20 protein-coding genes are annotated in these 18,560 nt (G+C 65.9%); 13 read left to right on the forward strand and 7 right to left on the reverse strand.

Annotated elements, in window-relative coordinates:
* Nucleotides 1–159: 159 nt before the first annotated feature.
* The 3 genes from ACIA75_RS32195 to ACIA75_RS32205 are packed head-to-tail and all read right to left on the reverse strand — an operon-like array spanning nt 160 to nt 2,477.
* Nucleotides 160–1,512: a cytochrome P450 gene (locus ACIA75_RS32195; RefSeq protein ID WP_397110814.1), complete on the reverse strand. Its 1,353-nt coding sequence runs from the start codon at nt 1,510–1,512 to the stop codon at nt 160–162.
* A gap of 16 nt (nt 1,513–1,528) precedes the next feature.
* Complete coding sequence (locus ACIA75_RS32200) at nt 1,529–1,723, reverse strand: ferredoxin (RefSeq protein ID WP_357237425.1); 195 nt, start codon at nt 1,721–1,723, stop codon at nt 1,529–1,531.
* Between the two features lie 46 nt (nt 1,724–1,769).
* Complete coding sequence (locus ACIA75_RS32205; protein WP_397110815.1) at nt 1,770–2,477, reverse strand: SDR family NAD(P)-dependent oxidoreductase; 708 nt, start codon at nt 2,475–2,477, stop codon at nt 1,770–1,772.
* A gap of 233 nt (nt 2,478–2,710) precedes the next feature.
* On the opposite strand from ACIA75_RS32205, the gene ACIA75_RS32210 reads away from it, so the two are divergent.
* The 8 genes from ACIA75_RS32210 to ACIA75_RS32245 all read left to right on the forward strand — a co-directional run bounded on the left by ACIA75_RS32210 (nt 2,711) and on the right by ACIA75_RS32245 (nt 10,831).
* Entirely contained in the window at nt 2,711–4,177 is a 1,467-nt protein-coding gene (locus tag ACIA75_RS32210; RefSeq protein WP_397110816.1) for an aldehyde dehydrogenase family protein, read from the forward strand.
* A gap of 148 nt (nt 4,178–4,325) precedes the next feature.
* Nucleotides 4,326–5,534, forward strand: a complete 1,209-nt coding sequence (locus tag ACIA75_RS32215; protein ID WP_397110817.1) for a CaiB/BaiF CoA transferase family protein — start codon at nt 4,326–4,328, stop codon at nt 5,532–5,534.
* A gap of 822 nt (nt 5,535–6,356) precedes the next feature.
* Nucleotides 6,357–6,515 carry a hypothetical protein gene (locus ACIA75_RS32220; protein ID WP_397110818.1) on the forward strand — a complete coding sequence of 53 codons (159 nt, stop codon included), beginning with the start codon at nt 6,357–6,359 and terminating at the stop codon, nt 6,513–6,515.
* Nucleotides 6,515–8,182 (forward strand): IS607 family element RNA-guided endonuclease TnpB, encoded by a 1,668-nt coding sequence (tnpB, locus tag ACIA75_RS32225; RefSeq protein ID WP_397110819.1) that lies wholly within the window; start codon nt 6,515–6,517, stop codon nt 8,180–8,182. Before ACIA75_RS32220 ends, tnpB begins: the two co-directional genes overlap by 1 nt.
* Nucleotides 8,183–8,418: 236 nt before the next feature.
* Nucleotides 8,419–9,015: a substrate-binding domain-containing protein gene (locus tag ACIA75_RS32230; protein ID WP_397110820.1), complete on the forward strand. Its 597-nt coding sequence runs from the start codon at nt 8,419–8,421 to the stop codon at nt 9,013–9,015.
* Between the two features lie 87 nt (nt 9,016–9,102).
* Nucleotides 9,103–9,408: an Rpn family recombination-promoting nuclease/putative transposase gene (locus tag ACIA75_RS32235; protein ID WP_397110821.1), complete on the forward strand. Its 306-nt coding sequence runs from the start codon at nt 9,103–9,105 to the stop codon at nt 9,406–9,408.
* Between the two features lie 129 nt (nt 9,409–9,537).
* Entirely contained in the window at nt 9,538–9,705 is a 168-nt protein-coding gene (locus ACIA75_RS32240; protein WP_397110822.1) for a hypothetical protein, read from the forward strand.
* 106 nt (nt 9,706–9,811) lie between these two features.
* On the forward strand, nt 9,812–10,831 hold the full coding sequence (locus tag ACIA75_RS32245; protein ID WP_397110823.1) for a hypothetical protein: 1,020 nt from the start codon (nt 9,812–9,814) through the stop codon (nt 10,829–10,831).
* 175 nt (nt 10,832–11,006) lie between these two features.
* Here ACIA75_RS32245 and ACIA75_RS32250 read toward each other — a convergent pair whose 3' ends face one another.
* The 3 genes from ACIA75_RS32250 to ACIA75_RS32260 are packed head-to-tail and all read right to left on the reverse strand — an operon-like array spanning nt 11,007 to nt 13,160.
* The gene (locus ACIA75_RS32250; RefSeq protein ID WP_397110824.1) at nt 11,007–11,480 is read right to left on the reverse strand and encodes a hypothetical protein; all 474 of its coding nucleotides are present in this window, start codon (nt 11,478–11,480) and stop codon (nt 11,007–11,009) included.
* A complete protein-coding gene (locus ACIA75_RS32255; protein ID WP_397110825.1) occupies nt 11,480–12,844 on the reverse strand; it encodes an AAA family ATPase in 1,365 nt (454 codons plus the stop codon). The genes ACIA75_RS32250 and ACIA75_RS32255 overlap by 1 nt, the downstream gene beginning before the upstream one ends.
* 58 nt (nt 12,845–12,902) lie before the next feature.
* Nucleotides 12,903–13,160, reverse strand: a complete 258-nt coding sequence (locus ACIA75_RS32260) for a hypothetical protein (RefSeq protein ID WP_397110826.1) — start codon at nt 13,158–13,160, stop codon at nt 12,903–12,905.
* Between the two features lie 204 nt (nt 13,161–13,364).
* Between ACIA75_RS32260 and ACIA75_RS32265 the strand changes: the two genes are divergently transcribed.
* Nucleotides 13,365–13,802, forward strand: a complete 438-nt coding sequence (locus tag ACIA75_RS32265; RefSeq protein ID WP_397110827.1) for a TIGR03667 family PPOX class F420-dependent oxidoreductase — start codon at nt 13,365–13,367, stop codon at nt 13,800–13,802.
* Between the two features lie 107 nt (nt 13,803–13,909).
* Here the strand turns inward: ACIA75_RS32265 and ACIA75_RS32270 are convergent, their stop codons facing one another.
* Nucleotides 13,910–15,118: a hypothetical protein gene (locus ACIA75_RS32270; RefSeq protein WP_397110828.1), complete on the reverse strand. Its 1,209-nt coding sequence runs from the start codon at nt 15,116–15,118 to the stop codon at nt 13,910–13,912.
* A gap of 262 nt (nt 15,119–15,380) precedes the next feature.
* On the opposite strand from ACIA75_RS32270, the gene ACIA75_RS32275 reads away from it, so the two are divergent.
* The 4 genes from ACIA75_RS32275 to ACIA75_RS32290 are packed head-to-tail and all read left to right on the forward strand — an operon-like array spanning nt 15,381 to nt 18,410.
* Nucleotides 15,381–15,749: a hypothetical protein gene (locus ACIA75_RS32275; protein ID WP_397110829.1), complete on the forward strand. Its 369-nt coding sequence runs from the start codon at nt 15,381–15,383 to the stop codon at nt 15,747–15,749.
* Between the two features lie 26 nt (nt 15,750–15,775).
* Nucleotides 15,776–16,369, forward strand: a complete 594-nt coding sequence (locus tag ACIA75_RS32280; RefSeq protein WP_397110830.1) for a DUF3558 domain-containing protein — start codon at nt 15,776–15,778, stop codon at nt 16,367–16,369.
* A 2-nt stretch (nt 16,370–16,371) separates the two neighbouring features.
* The gene (locus tag ACIA75_RS32285; protein ID WP_397110831.1) at nt 16,372–17,706 is read left to right on the forward strand and encodes a hypothetical protein; all 1,335 of its coding nucleotides are present in this window, start codon (nt 16,372–16,374) and stop codon (nt 17,704–17,706) included.
* Nucleotides 17,703–18,410, forward strand: coding sequence for an ESX secretion-associated protein EspG (locus ACIA75_RS32290; RefSeq protein WP_397110832.1), 708 nt, complete (start codon nt 17,703–17,705; stop codon nt 18,408–18,410). Before ACIA75_RS32285 ends, ACIA75_RS32290 begins: the two co-directional genes overlap by 4 nt.
* Nucleotides 18,411–18,560 lie beyond the last annotated feature (150 nt).

Consider the following 18,560-nt stretch of genomic DNA (forward strand, 5'->3'; position numbering starts at 1 on the left):
GGGGCCCGTCGGGCCCCCGGGTGTCTCTCCCAACCCCCCCCCGCGCTCGCGGGGGGGGCGCCCCCCGCCCCGGGGGGGGCGGCGCCCGGGGGCCCCCCCCGGGGGGGGGGGGGCCGGCCCCCCCCCCCCCCCCGGGACGGGAATCCGTTGTCGTTGCCCTCAGATCTGCGCGGCGTCCTTCCGGACGGTAACCGGTTCAGCGAGACGTTGTTCGTCGCAGACCGTCTGCAACTTCTCCAGCGTCTCGTCGAGTCCGGGACCGAGCGGTTCTCCCGGCGTGAACGTGGCCGGTAGGTGACGCATCCCCTGGATCACCGCGATGGTCTCGTAGTGCACGGCCTCTTCCGGGATACAGCGGAAATCCGGGAGCCGGTCGAGCACCGCCAGCAGCATCCGCTTGTACACCGAACGGGCCACATTCGACCCGATACAGCGGTGGATACCGAGCCCGAAGCTGAAGTGCCGATTACCTTTCCGGTCCAGCACAACGGAATCCGGTTCGTCGAACACCGCCGGGTCCCGGTTGGCCATCGCCCAGGACAGCCACAGCCGTTCTCCTTCGGCGAACCGGGCGCCCGCCAGTTCGACATCGGAGTTGAGGGTCCGGCCGTCACCGGGCGCCGGGGTGAAGTAGCGCAGGAACTCCTCGGTGGCGGAATCGAGGAGGACGTCCCGTTCCCGGCTGAGGGTTTCGCGTTCCGCGGGGTGCTCGGACAGCCATTCCAGTGAATGCGCGGTGAGCGCGGTGGTGGTGTCGAAACCGCCACCGATCAGCAGCCCGAGCATACCCAGAATCTCGATATCGGACAGCGGTTCCCCGCCGAGGGTCGCCTCGGTGGCCAGGGCGTGGATCAGGCCCGGCCGCGGATGCTCCCGGATCTCGACGAGATTCGTGTACATGTCCAGGCCCATTTCCTGGTGCATCCGATGCACCCGCTCGTACTCCGGGGAGTCCGGCGGCGTGTAGACCGTCGCATGGGCGGGCTCGCTGTAGACCGCCCAGTTCCGCAGCGGTATCCCGAGCATCGCCAGGGTCAGTACCGCGGGCACGATATTGGCCAGATCGTCGACGAAATCGATCCGGCCGGTCGCGATCTTCTCATCGATCGCGGCCCGCACGAGTTCGTCGACGAACGGAATCCACCGCTGCACGGCGGCAGGGGAGAGATACGGATTGAGCACCGAACGCAATTCGCGATGCTCGGGATCGTCCATCTCCAGGATGCCGTTGCGGATGGCGGCCTGATTCGTGGAAGGGATCGTAATGCCCTGATACCCGCGCCGTACGCCCTCGATATCGCGATCGTTGGAGACGTACGGGCAGCGGGCGAGCTCGAAGACTTCCCGGTTACCCGCTGCTACCCAGTAACCGTCGTGGTTGTCGGTCCAGGCGATCGGGCAGTGCTGGTGCATATGTTCGGTGATCGTCTGGAACGACTCCCGGTATCCGGGTCCGTAGCGGTCGTAGTCGAAGCGGGGATTCAGGCGGTCGGTGGATTCGGTGGCGGACATCGGGTGCCCCCTCGTGTCACTCGGTGAGCGAGATGGCGCGCTCGGGGCACGAGTGCACCGCTTCGCGCACCTGGTCCTCTTGGTCGTGGGCTACATTCTCGTCCACCGGCGACGAATGGCCGTCGATTTCGCTGAGTTCGAACGCTTTCGGCGCGATCATCGAGCAGAGGGTATGTCCCTGGCAGCGATCCTGATCGACATGGACCTTCACGGTTGTCACTTCCCTTCGGGTGAGATCGGCGGATACCTGGGGCTGATCAGGTGTTACGTCCGCCGTTGACGCCGATGATCTGGCCGGTGATGTACCCGGCCTCTTCGGAGATCAGGAAAGCGCAGGTGGCGGCGATGTCCTCGGGTTTCCCGACGCGCCGCACGGGGGTGCGCTGAATATGGTCCTCGACACTGCCGCCCAGCAGCCGGCGCTCTTCGGAGCGGCGCAGCATCGGGGTGTCGATGAAGCCCGGGGGTACGGCGTTCACGGTGATACCGGAGGGGCCGAGTTCGAGCGCCAGCGATTTGGTCAGCCCGTTGACCGCCGATTTGGACGAGACATAGTGGGACATGAAGGGCTGACCGGACTGCGCGCTCGACGAGGAGATGTTGACGATCCGGCCCCAGCCGGCCTCGATCATATCCGGCAGTACTGCCTGGATGGTGTGGAAGACACCGTGCAGGTTGACCTCGATGACCCGTTTCCATTCGTCGAATTCGATGTTCTGGAAACGTTTGAATCCGTCCACGCCGGCGGCATTCACCAGAACGGTGACCGGGCCCAGCTTTTCGCGGACGGTGCCCAGGGCGGTGGCGAGACTGTCGGGGTCCGTGACGTCGGCCTGATACGCGGAATCGTCGTCGGCGGAGGCGTTGCGGTCGAGTGCCGCCACGTGGAACCCGTCGCTGCGGAGCCGCTGCGCGATGGCCAGTCCGATGCCCGAGGCGCCGCCGGTGACAACTGCGGTTTTCACGCTTGCCTCTCCTCTCTCGCGCCCCACGGCGCAAGAACATGCATTCCGAATACGAGAACCGTACTCTCGTCCAGATCGGCTGCGCAAGATCTGCGGGATCCGCGCGACCGGGGCATTTCGCGGCGGTGAATCGAATCGGTCCAGCTCATCGAATCGCCACTGCGAAGACCCTTGCCAAATGTACTATTCTCCTCAGACGAGAATGTTATTTCCACGAACTTCGAGGAGGCGGGATGTCAACGCAGGAAGAGGCGGTGACTGCCACCCAACGGCTGCTCATCGACGGGCAGCTGATCGAGACCGGGCGCACCCTGGCCTCGCTCAATCCCGCGAACGGTGAGGTGGTCGGCCATGCGCCCGAGGCGGGTATCGCCGAGGTCGACGCGGCTGTCGCCGCCGCCCGCCGCGCGTTCGACACCACGGACTGGTCGACGAACCACGAATTCCGCGCGCGCTGCCTGGAGCAGCTCTATCAGGCGCTGCAGGACAATGTGGAGGAGCTGCGCGCCCTGATGATCGCCGAGGTCGGCGCGAGCTTCATCCTGACGAAGGGTAACCAGCTCGAAACGCCGTTCGAGATCGTCAAGTACTACGCCGGCCTGCTGAAGGACTACACCTGGACCGAGGATCTCGGCCCGGTCGAGATCCGCGGCGCCCAGCACCAACGGTGGGTGGAGAAGGAAGGCGCGGGGGTCGTCGCGGCCATCGCCGCCTACAACTATCCGTACCAGCTGGCCTTCGCGAAACTTGCACCCGCGCTGGCCGCCGGTTGCACCGTTGTGCTCAAGGGTGCCCCCGATACGCCGCTGATCACCCTCGCGCTCGGCGAACTCATCGCCCGGCACACCGATATTCCGGCGGGTGTCGTCAATATCCTGTCGAGTTCCGAGGTTGCCGTCGGTGAACGGATGACCACGCACCCCGATGTGGACGTGGTGTCGTTCACCGGTTCGACCCCGGTCGGCCGCAAGATCATGGCCGCGGCCGCCGACACCCTCAAGAAGGTGTTCCTCGAGCTCGGCGGCAAGTCCGCGGCCATCCTGCTCGACGACGCCGACTACAACCTCGGCGCCATGTTCGCGGCCTTCAGCATCTGCTCGCACGCCGGCCAGGGCTGCGCCATCACCACCCGGTTGCTGGTTCCGCGGGCCGATCACGACAAGGTCGCCGAACTGGTCGCCGCGAACCTGGCGAACATCACCTACGGTGACCCCGCCGACCCGAAGAACTACATGGGCCCGCTGATCAGCGAACGCCAGCGCGACAAGGTACACGGCCTGGTCGAGCGTGCGGTCGCGGCCGGCGCCACCCTGGTGACCGGCGGCGAAAAGGTGGAGCCGGGCTACTTCTACAAACCCACCCTGCTGTCGAATGTCGACCCCGACAGCGAGATCGCGCAGGAAGAGGTGTTCGGCCCGGTCCTGGCGCTGATCCCGTACGACGATATCGATCACGCCGTCGCGATCGCCAACAACTCCATCTACGGCCTGTCCGGCGGTGTGTTCGGCGCGGACGCCGAACGTGCCCGGGCGGTCGCCAAGCGTATCCGCACCGGCACCTTCAGCATCAACGGCGGCAACTACTTCCACCCCGACGCCCCCTTCGGCGGCTACAAGCAGTCGGGTGTCGGACGCGAGATGGGCGTTGTGGGCATGGAGGAGTTCATGGAGCGCAAGACCCTCGCCGAGGTCGTGGCATGAGCGAGTCAGGCCCGGAGGCGGTAGCGGAGCGTAACCACGGAGGGCCCTCGCTCATGCCCGATCGATACAGCATGAGCGGGTCAGGCCCGGAGGCGGTAGCGGAGCGTAACCACGGAGGGCCCTCGCTCATGCCGGAAGGAGACGCAGCATGAGCAAGCCCTTAGAAGGGATTACCGTCCTCGAAGTCGCGATGTACGGGTTCGTGCCGTCGGCGGGCGCGGTGCTCGCCGACTGGGGCGCGAACGTGATCAAGGTCGAGCACGCGGTCACCGGTGACCCGCAGCGCGGGCTGCGCCAGATCGGCAAGTTCAAGGTCGAGGGTGATCCCAACCCGAATATCGAGCACGCCAACCGCGGTAAACGCAGTATCGGTATCGATATGTCGGTGGCGGGTGGCCGGGAGGTCATCTACGAACTGGCGAAGCGCGCGGATGTGTTCCTCACCAGTTTCCTGCCCTCGGCGCGCACCAAGTTCGGGATCGACGTCGACGATATCCGGGCCGTGAACCCGAAGATCGTGTACGCCCGGGGGAGTGCGCTCGGCCCGCGCGGTGTCGAATCCGATCGCGGCGGCTACGACATGACAGCCTTCTGGTGCCGGGGCGGCGTGGCCGCCACCATCACCCCGGAAGGTACCGACGGGATGATCTCGCCCCCCGGCCCCGCCTTCGGCGACACCATCTCCGGGACGAACCTGGCCGGCGGAATCGCCGCGGCGCTGCTGAAACGGGAACGCTCCGGGGAGCCGTCGATCGTGGACGTCTCGCTGCTGGGCAGCGGGCTGTGGTCGCTCGGCCACACCGTGGCGCTCTCGGCCTACCAGGGTGAACCGATGCTCGCCCCGCCGCCCGGAACGCACGGCGCGATGTCGAATCCGCTGTCCGGCCTGTACAAGACGGCCGACGACCGGTACCTGTCGTTCGTCATGCTGCAGCCCGGCAAGTTCTGGGCCGATGTCTGCCACCACATCGACCGCCCCGAAATGGCCGAGGATCCGCGTTTCGCGGACGCGGCCCAGATCGCGGCCAATACCGATGCCGGTGTGGAGATCCTGCGCGAGGCGATCGCCCAGCGGACCCTCGCCGAATGGACGGAGAAGTTCGCGACCCTCAAAGGCCCGTGGGCGCCGGTCCAGGATTCCCACCAGGTCGGTGCGGACCACCAGATCCGTTCCAACGAATACATCCTTCCCGCAGGGGAATTGGAGCTGGTGTCCAGTCCGGTGCAGTTCGATGTCACTGCTCCGGAACTGCGGCCGGGGCCGGAGTTCGCGGCGCAGACCGAAGAGGTCCTGCTCGAACTGGGCTGGGACTGGGATCGCATCATCGAGTTGAAAACCAGCGGGGCGGTCGCCTGACCGTCGCATTCATGATGCCGATACACGCTCGTCACCCTGTGGCCGTCGTGTATCGGCATCGGCCGGTGGAACCGGCCGGACGAGTTCCTGCATGTGCAGTGGAATCCGGCTTCTCTATGCCGCGAAAGCAATGACTATCGGCGGTGTTAACGGATCTATGTCGTGGTGTCCATCGCTGAAAGTCGAGGACCGTGGGGTGCGGTCGTGTCCCAGGCCGAGGCGGGATTGCTGCTGCGGGCCGTGGAGAAGGCCGGGTTGACCAGGGCGAGGTCCATGAGCCGGGCAATGTCGTATGTGATCTGGCGGTGATACTTGTGCTCGGCGGGGGACTGCGTCTCGGATCTGGCGGGTGGTGAATGCGGGAATCACGGTGGCCGTGGCTCGTACACTGGTGGCAACGTCGTCATACTTTCCTGAAATTACTTGCGGTGCAAGCGCGTACGGATTCTGCGAGCTGCCGCCGGGACGCGCCGGCTTCCTCGGCCTGTTCTCCGGTACCCAATCGAAGGGGACCGACTGTGCCCCGGTAGGCCAGCGAGGTGAGGGTCGGCTGGTCCACCCCGGGCAGGGTGTCTCGCACATCAGCGGCAGAATTTGGACCGCCGGGTGGCGCAGCGGACCGGGTGGGCGACCGCGCATGGATATGCGGTCGGCGAAGCGGTGGCCGAGATCGGGTCTGGAATGAAGGGGGTACTGTCCCGGGTTGCGGTGAATTCTGTCGGACCCTTCTGCGAGGGTAGTTGTTGTGGAACATCGGGATGGGTTGGCGTGGTTCGGGGTCGGGCACCTCGAAGTGGCGTGTGCTGCCATAGCCGCAAGGTGGTGGGTGCCTATCTCGGTGAGTCCACCGATGGCCTGGTGCAGGACATGATCGAGGTGCTCACCTTTCGGCGCGCCGGGTTGTATGGGCACCACGGTGCCCTGAACCGGGCGACGCGTGCGATGACCACCGCCAGATATGCCGAGCCGGAGGTCGTGTGATGGCCAGGTTCGAGATCCCTGAGGGTTGGACTGCGCGGGCGTACCGGTTCGCGCTGGATCCGACACCGGCCCAGGAGCGGGCGTTTCGGTCGCATGCCGGTGGTGCCCGCAAGGCGCACAATACGATGCTGGGCCTGGTGAAAGCGGTCATGGCTCAACGGGCTGCGGAGCGGTCCTACGGGATCGCCGAGGCGGAGTTGACGGCTGCGCTGAACTGGTCGCTGGCGGGGCTGCGCAAGGAGTGGAACCGTCGCAAGGATGTGGTGGCGCCGTGGTGGTCCGAGAATTCCAAGGAGGCCTACAACACCGGCTTGGACGCCTTGGCGCGCGGGCTGGATGCGTGGTCGAAGTCGCGTCGGGGGCAGCGGGCCGGGCGGACGGTCGGGTTCCCGAGGTTCAAGTCGGCACGGACCCGCCGCAGTGTCCGGTTCACCACTGGCACGATCCGTGTCGAGGCAGACCGGCACCACGTGACGCTGCCCCGTGTGGGCACGATCCGGACGCATGAGTCCACCCGGAAACTCGCCCGGCGCATCGAGGCTGGGACGGCACGCGTCTTGTCCGCGACGCTGTCCCAGGACTCGTCCGGTCGGTGGTTCTGTTCGTTCCAGAGCATCGTCCGACACGCAGTGGCTGTCCCTGCCCATATAGGCGCCCAGGCTGCGGTAGTGGGTGTCGATGTCGGCGTGAAAGACCTGCTGGTGGTCGGCACTCCTGACGGGCGTGAGATCGAACGGGTCCCGGCACCGAAAGCATCGACTGCGGTGCAGCCACGTAAACGGGCACTGCAACGCCGGGCCGCCCGGCGACAGGGACCATACGACCCGGCCACGAAGACCGAGCGACGGCCGTCGAAGCGGTGGCAACGAACGCAGCGGCGGATCGCCCGGATCGACGCCCACGCCGCGAATGTGCGCCGTGACGTCCTGCACAAAGCCACCACTCGCCTCGCCCAACGCCACCAAATCATCTGCGTGGAGACTCTCAACGCATCAGGGATGCGCAGCAAGGGCGGCAACCGGAAGAAAGGATTGAACCGGGCACTCGCCGACGCCGCCTTGGCCGAGGTGCGGCGGATGCTCGGCTACAAGACCGGATGGTGCGGCTCGGTCCTGGTGGAGGCTGGTCGATACTATCCATCCAGTAAGATCTGTTCGGGCTGTGGCGGGCGAAAACCAAACCTGACCCTGGCGATGCGGACCTATGCCTGTGAACACTGCGGCCTGGAGATCGACCGTGATCTGAACGCCGCGATCAACCTCGCCCGACTCGGCAAACCCGGTACGGGTGAACAGAGTCCCGCCGGGGGTGGCCCGGTGGCAGGACGTGGAGCCACCCGTGAGACCGGCCCTGCGCGAGCAGGCGACGCTGGAGGCTGTGAAACGTCAACCCCGCACCACCGGGTTCCGGTGGATCGGACGGGGACCGCCTCACCGCAAGGCGAGGCTGCCCGACGACATGGAGTACAACTAACGTTTGCTCACCCAAAGGCAACGGCCGAGTTTCCAGACGACAGGCCCGGAGGTCATGTCGATCAGCGCGACGATAATGGCCTCGGGGAAACTGACGAGGACGTTGTCGGGTTGAACCACGCTGCCCGGGGTCCTGCGCGTACCAGCGGTTCGGACCCAAGGATTTCGAGCGGGGGGCTGTTCATCTCGAGGTAGCCTTACGGATCGTCGGGGTCGTGTGCCGCCGTCTTGCGCAGCGCAGCCCCAGGCGGCCCGGCAGGACCCAACTCGCCGAGGTGGTCGCCAGCCAGCCACTACCAGACGATCGCCCCGTGCTCGTCCACTTCGAACAGCGACGGTCTGCTGGTCGTCGGGCCGTCGACGCCACAGCAACCGTCGCGATCTGGCGATCGGGCCCGCGTCCCGTGGGCTGGGTACACAACAGCCGGGGCATGATCGACTCCCCGATCGTCGGTGCCGATCACCGTGCGGCCGGCCGGCTGGCGGCGTACCGTCCCGCCTTGGCGCACGCCTGCGAGAACCTCGTGTTCGTCGGTGGTTTCACCGACGACAATGTGCACCAGGGCGACCGGGAAACCCTTGCCCAGCGATACGCGGGATTCGCCGCGGCCGTCGGTGCGGACCACGAGGTGATCCGCACCGATCTGACGGCCGAGGGCACCTACGCCGCGGTGCGCGCCTTCCTCCGGGATACCGCCCGGCCGCCTCGGGGAATGGTCATCGGTACGGGCGGTCAATCCGCGGCCGCGATACGCGCGGTCACCGACAGCGGATTGCGGATTCCCGGCGATATCCGGATCGCCGGCTTCGACGCCGATACCGCAGGTAATTTCGGGCAGATCACCCTCACCTCGGTCCGGCAACCGATCGGCGCCATCACCCGCACCGCCCTGGCCCGGCTGCTCGGCGAAGGCGCTGATACGTCTGAGGTCGCGGAGTCGGCCCGCCTGGAGGTCGCGCTGGATACGGGCGAATCCTGCGGTTGCGGAATCGGTTCCGGTCCGGTGCCGGCCGAGGGCAGTAGGTGAGAGCGGAGTGGCGCGATTGTGTCGTGGCGGCGTGTCTCGTGATCGGTGGTGTGGGCGTGTTGGAGAGTCGCCGGTAGCTTGCCGAATATGGTTGTGAAGCAGGCTAATCCGCACGATTCGCTGTTCCGGCGGATCATGTCGGATCCTGTTGCGGCCGCGGGGGAGTTGCGGGCGGTGTTGCCGGCGTGGCTGGTGGCGTTGATCGATTGGGATGCCATGGTGCTGGCGTCGGGGGCGTATGTGCTGCCGGACCTGCGTAATCGTGACAGTGATGTGCTGTTCCGGACGAAACTGGCCGGGCGCGACGGGTTTGTTCATCTGCTGCTCGAGCATCAGAGCGTGCCGGATAAACATATGCCGTTGCGGGTGCTCGAATATATGGTGGGGATCTGAGCAAGGTATCTAACGGAGAATCCGATACCGAGTACTACCCGCTGGTGATTCCGGTGGTGGTCAACTCCGGGCCGAACACGTGGCGGTGGAGCAGAGCAACTTCGGGCAGAAGGCCAGGCCAGGGGGCAGGTGAAGGGTCAGGCCAGGACCTTGCTGCGACTGCTGGCCCTCGAGTTCGGTTCGCTGCCCGATTCGGTGGTGGAGCGGGTGGAGGCGGGTGGTTCCGCGGACCTCGAGGTGTGGACGGAGCGGGTGTTGACCGCGGGCAGTCTCGAGGAGTTCTTCGGCGGTAGCTGAGCCAGGCCGCCCAACCCGGCAGTGTGCGTGCGGTCCGAGTCGCCGGGTGTGCGGTGGTAGTTCCGTCGCTATCGTGGTGGGGACACCCGGTGGAGGGAGAGCCCCTATGGTCACGGTGACATCGCACCTGTTGGCCTGCGAATTCGGTGAGTTTCCCGATTCGAGGGCATTTCGCTGGTACTTCGCCCCGGGATCGGCAGCATTCAGCTTCTACGACCTGCGGCCCGGATCGGCGTGGAGTTCTCCAGCCGGTGACGGGTGGGTCGTTTTCTCCTGGCGCAGGCAGACCCAACTTCCTTATTCGTCCCTCGAGATACCCGCGACCGAGGGCGAGATCGCCCAGTGGTCGCAGGCACGGGAGACGGCTGTGGCTGCGCTCCGGGCAGCCGAAGCGCAGCTCGTGCACGACCGCGGGTTGCGAATCGTCACTGAGCCCGACGGCAGGTCCGGGCTCCGGCGGGAATCGGGTTGGCGAGCGGCCCGGCGCCGGCGGGACCGCTCCGGATTGCGGCGGTCGATCGACGAATTCGGCGCGCGGCTGCGGCAAATCGACGACGAATACGAGCCCGTCCGCGTGGTGATCGCGGATCGGGTCCGGGCGGTGCTCGAGATTCGGCGCCGGGAGTCGCGAGAGGCGATGCGCGAATTCGAACAGCGACGTCGAGAAGAAACCGAACAGCGGCTTCGTGAACTGGAGGAGCAGCAACGCGAGGCCGAACAGCAGCGAGCCCTACAGGAGGAACGGATCCGCACGGTGGCCGCGGACGCTGTGTGGAGCTACCGGGTCGACGAGCCGGGCCGGGCGGTTCACGTTTTTCACACCGGCGATTCGTCGCTGGACACCTGCACACTCGCAGATCGGCTCCGGGAAACTCACCGTATCAACGGATACGCCGTGCACTGGAATGACGCCGACCGTGCGGAGGTCGAGCGGAGGAGCGGCGTGGATTTCGACACCTGGTGGCGCACGGTCATACCGGGCTACTGGAGCGATCCGCATCGTATCCCGTATTCGCCCCGTCCCGGCCGCCATACCAGTATCCACACCAGTTTCGGGGTCGGCGGCCCAACCGATACCGGAAGCGGCGGATTCGCCGGTACCCACGGATGCGGCGGAGGCTTCTGAACTCACCTGGTGCCGGAAACAGCCCGCCCGGGCCGGTGTCCGGCCGGGAACGGGGCTCTGCCGATGCCCGGGGGTCGGTGACACCGTACTCGGTGGTCGAGTAGGTGGTCACCTCGGGGACCCAATAGGGTTCGGGGGGACGGATTTCCGGTACACCGGGCTTGACGCAGGACTACTAACCAAGTATCGAGTAGGCGTTGAGTCCCGCGTCGAGCGTCCATATCGCAGCCGGTACCCCGGTGCGCTGGTAGTACTGGTGGCGTTCGGTGAGAATGCAGAGATCGCCGGTGCCGATCCGGTTCTGAGCGTGTGTGACGTAATCGGCCTGAGTATCCGCCCCGTCGAGCAGTTGCTCGAGGAACTTCCTGTTCCACGGCACGTCGTGCAAAATCCAGGGGGCGCGTCCCGCGCAGATCAGGCGCAGGATGTCGGCCAGCCGCTGGGCGGTGCTGCGACGTAATCCGCCGTTGTCGAGTTGGGCGATGAAATTGCCGGTCTCCACCACCGTCGTAATCGGCAGGATGAATTCTTCCCGCCGGGCGAGGCGAAGTTTCAACTCCTGCTGAACATACTCCCGGTCCTGATCGCGGCCGGGTACCGGAACGAGGTTGCACAGTATGCTGGTGTCGACGAATACCACGGACTGCATCAGCGGAGTCCCAGCAATCGCTCGAATTCGTCGTAGTCTCCTGGCGGTTCGTCCGGAACCCCGGTCAGCTTCCCGGCCACCACCGCATCACCCAGTGACCCTTCCGCAAGAGCCGTGGCGTATCCGGGGATATCAGTGAGCGGGGTCAAAACGCTGTACCCGGTGTTCTGATCACGGTGGCAGACAATGACATTCCGGTTCAAGTCCCCTTCGGCGGCATCGAGGATGGCAGGGCTGTGTGTTGTCACGAGCACGCTGGTGCCCGGTGTTTCGCTGCTCGTCCGGACCAGATCGAGCACCCGCCTGGCCTGTGATGGGTGCAGGCCGTTCTCCAGTTCCTCGATGACGATGAGCACGCCGCCTTGTAGATCGTCGTGATCGGGGGTATCCGCTCGAGTACTTACCGTCGCGTCCACATCGAGACCGTGCTGTGAGGAGAGCAGTGCCGTGGCGACAGCGGTGAACCGGAGCAGACCGTCACTCATCTCCCGGGCCGGTGTGCGCTCAGTCTGGCCGCCGTGTGTTTCGTCGAGCGCGAGCATCACATCACCTAGTTCGGACGAGATGAATCCGATACTCGTGACCCTGTCGTCCGCTACCGAGCGCACCAGTTCTTGTACACGGTCGAAGGCCGGGGGGTCTTCGCGCTGCAGTCGTTGCAGAGCGGCCGAGACATTCTCGCCGGTGCGCCGTAGCTCCGCGTCGAGATGAGGAACGTATCCGCGCATCAGGTGTGGCACGGGGTCCAGGTGGAAGATCCCGCGGAGGGCGAGGAGTACCGCTTGCGCGCCGCCGAGTACCGAAGCCTCGGCCCGGTTCGCGCTGCCGATCACGAGCGGAATCTGACTGAGGATCAGCCGATTATCCCGGAATCGGTACGGCGTGTTCGGGCCCGGTTTGCCGTTGTGTACTTCGGCCATGATTCCGGCGCCGGGAGTGTCGGATTCCCGAGTTTCGACGAGCGGCCCAAAGCTGATCTTGCCGCTTTTGACGGCCCGGCCGGGGCCGTGGAGCCATTCCCCGACGATACGCAGATCAGGTCGTACTTCGACGGTCACCGCGTACTCGTACTGATCGTTGTCTACTTCCACCAAACAGCCCAGTGCGAACCGCGATGTGCCGTGTGGTGGACAACCGGCCGAGCCGCCACGAACGGTTCCCCCTTCGCGCCGCCGTCCGTCGAGGGCATCCGCGAGGTCTTCGCCTTCGGCAAGCCGGGCCAGAACGTCCAGGCCGTCGAAGGCATTCGATTTGCCGGCACTGTTACGCCCGATAAGGATCGTTGTTCCGCTCAGCGGCAGCGTTTCATCGTGGAACGATTTGAACGCCGTTAGGTGCAGCTCGACCAGTCGGGGTGTCGTCACGAGTTCGAGCATATTCGCCTGCCGGCGGTGTGGGCGCAGGTGACCGGCGGCCGGGCCGTTAGCTGTTTTCGCAGCCGTATCCGTTGCCGTCGCGGTCCAGATCGTAGTCGTCGGGTCCGATCACTCGGACCTGTCCGGTATAGGCCGGACCGTTCCCGCTGCCACCTTCGCAGTCGACATCGCTGGTGATGGGGACGCAGGGGTCGTAGGAGGCGTGACATCCGGCGGGCTGGGCGGTGGCCTGCTGGGGCGCGACGATCGTGCCGGCGGCGGCGAAGGCGAGTGTGGTCGCGCCGAGGAGGGCAAGGGTTCTCATGGCGTCCTCTTTCAGGGGAGTTGACGAACCGGCAGAGTCTCGCACGAGCGGGAGCCGCGATGGGCTATTTTGATGGAAAGGTGACCTATAAATTAGTCTGTTATCGAATGCTTACGGTTTTGCCCGGTCGTCGCTATTGCGTGGAACAGCCGCGCGGGCAAGGGTGTGGTTCCGGCGAAGTCCCGACGATCTGGAGGTCGGCCCATGGCAACACCGCAGGTCAACGAATTATTAGACCCCACAACAGAATTCGGTACGCGGGTGGCCGAGCGGCTGGAGCGGGAGGAAATCGTCTGGCTGACCACCACCGGCCCCACCGGCACTCCCCAGCCGAGCCCGGTCTGGTTCCGCTGGCACGCGGGATCCTTCCTGATCTTCAGTCAGCCGGACCGGCCCAAGCTCCGCAATATTGCCCGGAACCCCCGGGTGGCGCTGCACTTCAACAGCACCGGATCCGGCGGCGATATCGTCGTGTTCGGCGGAACCGCCCGCCTCGAACTGAGCCCGGACCCGGGCGAGATCGCGGCCTATCTCGAGAAATACCGGACGGGCTTGGAAGGCCTGTCGATGACCGCGGAGCAGTTCCGTGCCGAATACTCGGTGCCGATCCGGGTGGCCCCCGATCGGCTACGGGGATTCTGAACCGCGGCAGCAGCACAGCCGGGCGGGGTCACAGCAAATGAGCTGCCACCTCAGAACTGTGGGCCCGACCAGGGAAAACCGCCTTCGCGCACGGGGCGCCGCGTAGCTCAACCGCCGCAGCGTCCCATCGCGGGAAAGTCGGGTCGAACCGTTCGGCAGTGTGCGTTGTAGAGCGTGGCGATTGCTTCGGCGGTGCGCCGGGCCGCGTCGCAGCCGAGTCCGTCGGTGGAAACCCCGATCAGGTGTCCCTGCAAGGAGTTCCCCTCGGCGTCTTCCGCTGCGGCGTCGGGGTCGGTGGCGAGGGTAATCAGACAGTACTTCATGCTGGCGTACTGGCCACTGCGCTTTTCGACCCCGGGGAGCCCGGCAACGGTGATCCGGGTTTCATCGTCGGCATACCGCCGGGTTTCCAGCGCCTTCCTCAGGTAATCGTACGAGTAGGTGATGTGGTGGATTTTCGTGTGGTCGGTGTCGATCCCGAAATTGCACCCCCAGCCGACGGGGCCGGGATAGAAATGCAGGGCCGGCGCCTCCGCGGCGAGGGTGCCCAGGACGGCGCACGGGTCGAGCGTGGCCAGCGGGTGGTTCACCTGGGCGTGCGTGGGGAACGAGGGATTCTCGGTGAACGGTGGCGACGCCGAGCGCTGCGGCCTGGTGGCGGCCAGTCGCATCCCGGCCTCGGCGACGGTCCGGGCTGCGGGGCACAGATCCTCACGGGGGCCGGTCGCGGCTGCGGTGAGCTCGCCCGCGGCGGTGACGGTATAGGACAATCCCACCTTCCGGGCCTCGTCGAACGGGATATAGGACGTGCACAGGTCGGGTGTTGCGCTGAGCCGGATCGGAGTCCCTTCGACGGGCGTTCCGTAATCTCCACTGGAGCTGCCGATTCGGACCAGGATCTCCCGGATCTGCTGCGGACCTGCCGGTGGTGAAAAGTGGGCAGTGCAGGTTTCGTACGCGCCTCCGGCGCCGATGTAGTCGGCGGTCCCGATATCGGAAATCGCGTCGACAGCGAGGAACCCGCAGGGATCCACGCTGCTCAGTTCGGCCCGGTAGGCGAGCGTGTTCTGTTGATCGGCGGTGAGGAAGCCAGGGTAGGACAGGCTTGTTGTCGCCGAGGGGGTCGTATCGGCGGACTGTGCAGGTGTCGAAGAAGAGGTGCATCCCGTAGCACCGATAACCGTCGCGAGGGCGGCGCCGGCGAACGTGAGCCAGCCGGTCTTCCGCTTCCCGCTGGGTGAGACCGTGCCCGGAATTCGGACTGCATCGCCCGCGGTTCTCGTCCGGGCGAAAAGCCGCGACCACCGAATACGCATGTGCCCCCCCTCGATTCATTGCTACTGAGCACGATCATCTTACGACCGGTACGGCGACGCGCACCGGCGAGGCAGAGTCCGGGGATCGGGCCGCTCTCGTCCGGTGCGCAGCGCCGAACGCGCCGATGGGAAGGCTTCGGCAACTCGGTAGGCATCTGTCCGCGCAGGTGCCCTTGGCTGCATGAGGCCGCCGCAGGCGGAACCGGGAGCGGTGTGGATGCGTCCGATACAGTGAGGCGAAGTACGGAAGGGCGGGCAAACGGTGGATATCGGGCAGGGGCAGGCTGCCGCGCTGTGGGAGCAGGCGGGGGCCGGGACATTCCGCATGGAGTCGGGGGCGGCGCAGCGGTGCGCGGATGTGTTCGTGCAGTTCGCGGAGAGCTTGGAGGATGAGGTCGCTACTGCCGACGAGACCTGCCGGGCGGAGGGATTCGGTGGGTTCGATTCCGCGGTCGAGTTGCAGGATGGCTTCTCGAAAAAAGGCACGAAACTGACGGAAGCGCTGACCGGACTTCAGGAGGCGGCTTTGCGGATGGCGGCGGCCTACCTGCGTGCCGGGCAACTGTTTGAGGAAGCCGATGACATGAATCGCCAAGCGATCGCCCTGGCAGGGGAAGGAACACCGGAATGACACGGTATCTCGGTAGCGTAATTGCAGTGCTGGCAACGATCGTTGTCTCGGCATGTTCGACCGGTACCGAATCCGCCGAAGCCACATCGGCGCAGACGACCTCCGGCGCGGACCAGACCACAACGACCGCTCGGCCGACGCTTACCGCACCGAATCTGCAGCCACCTGCGCAGGAAGGGCGGCATATCAATAAGGACCGCCCGGATGTGGTGTTCGATCCGTGTACTTGGATTAGCGATGAAACAATTCGTGAGGCTGGATTCGATCCAGAAACTCGCAAGCGAGGCGAAGACTTCCTGGCAGAATGGACTTTCCTGGTCTGTCGTTTCGAATCGGACTCGATCGATGTATCGGTGATGTCCGGAAACGTGAGTTTGGAAGAGGAGACGACGAAGAACGGTTCGTGGCAGCGTTCGACCACCGTGAACGGACGTGAAGCTACCATCGGCAGGGAACCCGGGCGGGGCGATTCCTGCACCGTGAATATCCGCACGACCGTCGGTGTGGTGTTCGTAAACCAGCGGCTCAATCTGAATGGCCGGATCCAGGGCGCCGACCCGTGTGCGGGCATCGAGAAGACCGCCGCGCTCGTCGAGCAGGAAATCGGCGAGGGGAACTGACTGTGAGCGACGAACCTAAAGCGGAACTTCCTATATTCGCGCCCGATAGTACAAAGGCAGTGATCGCCGCCCAGGAAAAGCAGATCCTTGCCCAGCAGGGGCGCGATGGAGCTGCAAGTAGCGAGAGTGATATCAGCTACGATTCGCAGGATCCGCCGTATATCACGGCAATGGAGCATTTCGAGGGTCTTTCGCATGCGGAGATCTACGACAAGGTGCGCGCGATGAATATCGGTGCCATCACCACGCTCGGTGAGGTGTGGCGCGGTATCGCAACCAGCCTGTCGGCCAAGGTGGTCGGTTCTCGGCTCGCCCTGAACCGGGCGTTGTCGGAGGGGTTCGAGGGTGAGTTCGGCACCGCGGCAGCGACCGCGGCCGAGACGTTCTTCGATGGTGCCAACAATCTGCAGCACGCTGTCTCGGCGATCGGGTATCGGGTCGGCTCGGTGGCCGGTGGCGCCGAAGCGGTGTGGCTGTCGGTACCGCCACCGCCCGTGCAAACCGTATCCACCGAAGGCATGTCGGATGAGGCCGAGCAGGTGACCACGGTGCTGTTGGGCGCGGCAGCCCCGGCAGCGGACTCGGATTTCGCACGGCAGCAGGAGGAGCAGCGTCAGGTCGCTATCGGCGTGATGAACTCGGTCTACAAACCCACCTATCAGCCTGCCGGGGATGGTGTCCCGACCTTCGTCGCGGTATCCGCGCCGGGTGATGATCCCGGCGGGCCGGGGCCCAGTGGCCCCGCGACCACCGCCGGTCCGGGTGGGCCCGGTCCGGGCGCCACCAACCCTGATGCACCCGGCGGCGATCCGGCCGTTGAACAGCCGGATAGTCCCGGTACGAGCGATCCGGCGGCCACCACCGCCGCGAATACACAACCGGCCACGACGAATACGGGCGCCCCGGCCGGCACCACCACAGGTGAGCCCCAGCGCGGGACACCCACCGGCACCACCACCGCGCCCGGAATACCGTCGACTCCGGGAACTCCCGGCCGCCCGAGCACCCCCGGGACCCCTGGCCGACCCGGGACACCGCAACCGCAGGTTCCCGGTCGCAATGTTCCCGGTGCGCCCGGAACCCCGTCTCCCGCCGCGACCAGTGCGGCCGCCGCGGCCCGGGCCGGACGGCCCGCGGGAATGTCCGGTATGCCAGGGATGATGTCCCCGGGCGGAGCGCGCCGAGGCGAGGACGATCAGGAGCATCAGACGCCTGATTATCTGATCATCGATCGCAGCGAGGAACTGCTGGGGCCGGATCAGCCGATGGTGCCGCCCACGATCGGCGACGATGCAGCGGCGGCGGAACCGGCAGCGGGCGAGGGCAATCAGCGGTGAGATGGGAGTTCACCTCCGATGAGTTCATGCATGTCTGGAAGGTCACCGGCCGGGACCGCTACCCGTTCCCGCTGAGCTTGGTGTCGTCGGTGCGCCGGGAATCCGATTACGACCGGCTCGCCGCCGAGTTGAACCGGCGCTTCCCGTCGGATTCCGACCCTGATCTGGATGCCGCGCTGCGGGTGGCGGCCGATCCGGAAACGACTGTGGCGCTGCATGGTTCGATGGGCGGACCAGTCCGTGCGTACGCCGCCGTCGACGGTGCGGTGGCAGTTGCCGCGGTGCAGCGTGCCGGACTTGGGGCGCGGAGCGGCGATACTGTTGTGCTGCGGGCGGGATCGCCCAAGATCGTTCCCCTTATGGTCGATTCCGTACTCGGTGAGGTTCCGAAAGGGCGCGGTCGGCCGCTTGTCGACGATATCGACCGGATGCGCGAAACCGACGGTATGTGGATCAGCTCCACCCCGCAGGTCCCCGACCGGATGCGCCGGTTGCTGCGAGCACCGCGCACCGGGTCGGGTCATATCGAGGTCCGTCGCGGGATACGGGATGCTCGCCCCTTCCCACCGGGGTATCTGAGCTGGTTCGATGTCCGCGACGACGGTCGCTACGTGGCTCGGCACGAGTACCGCGATTTCCGGATCGACCCGGTATCGAATGACGAGCTCAAACGTCTGCTCACGCGTCTGCTCGCCCCGGCCTGAACCGCTGCCGCCCGTTGCCCGCCGTGCCCACGGCGGCGGGCGCCGGGCCCTGCATGTGTTGCCGCCCGGTTTCCCGGTCGATATCGCAGAACCGTAATCGCACACCATTGTCCGCTCCTCGGGTTAGTCTGGGCCTACGCCCTGCACACG

This window comes from Nocardia sp. NPDC051750, assembly GCF_044453135.1.
Lineage (GTDB): Bacteria > Actinomycetota > Actinomycetes > Mycobacteriales > Mycobacteriaceae > Nocardia.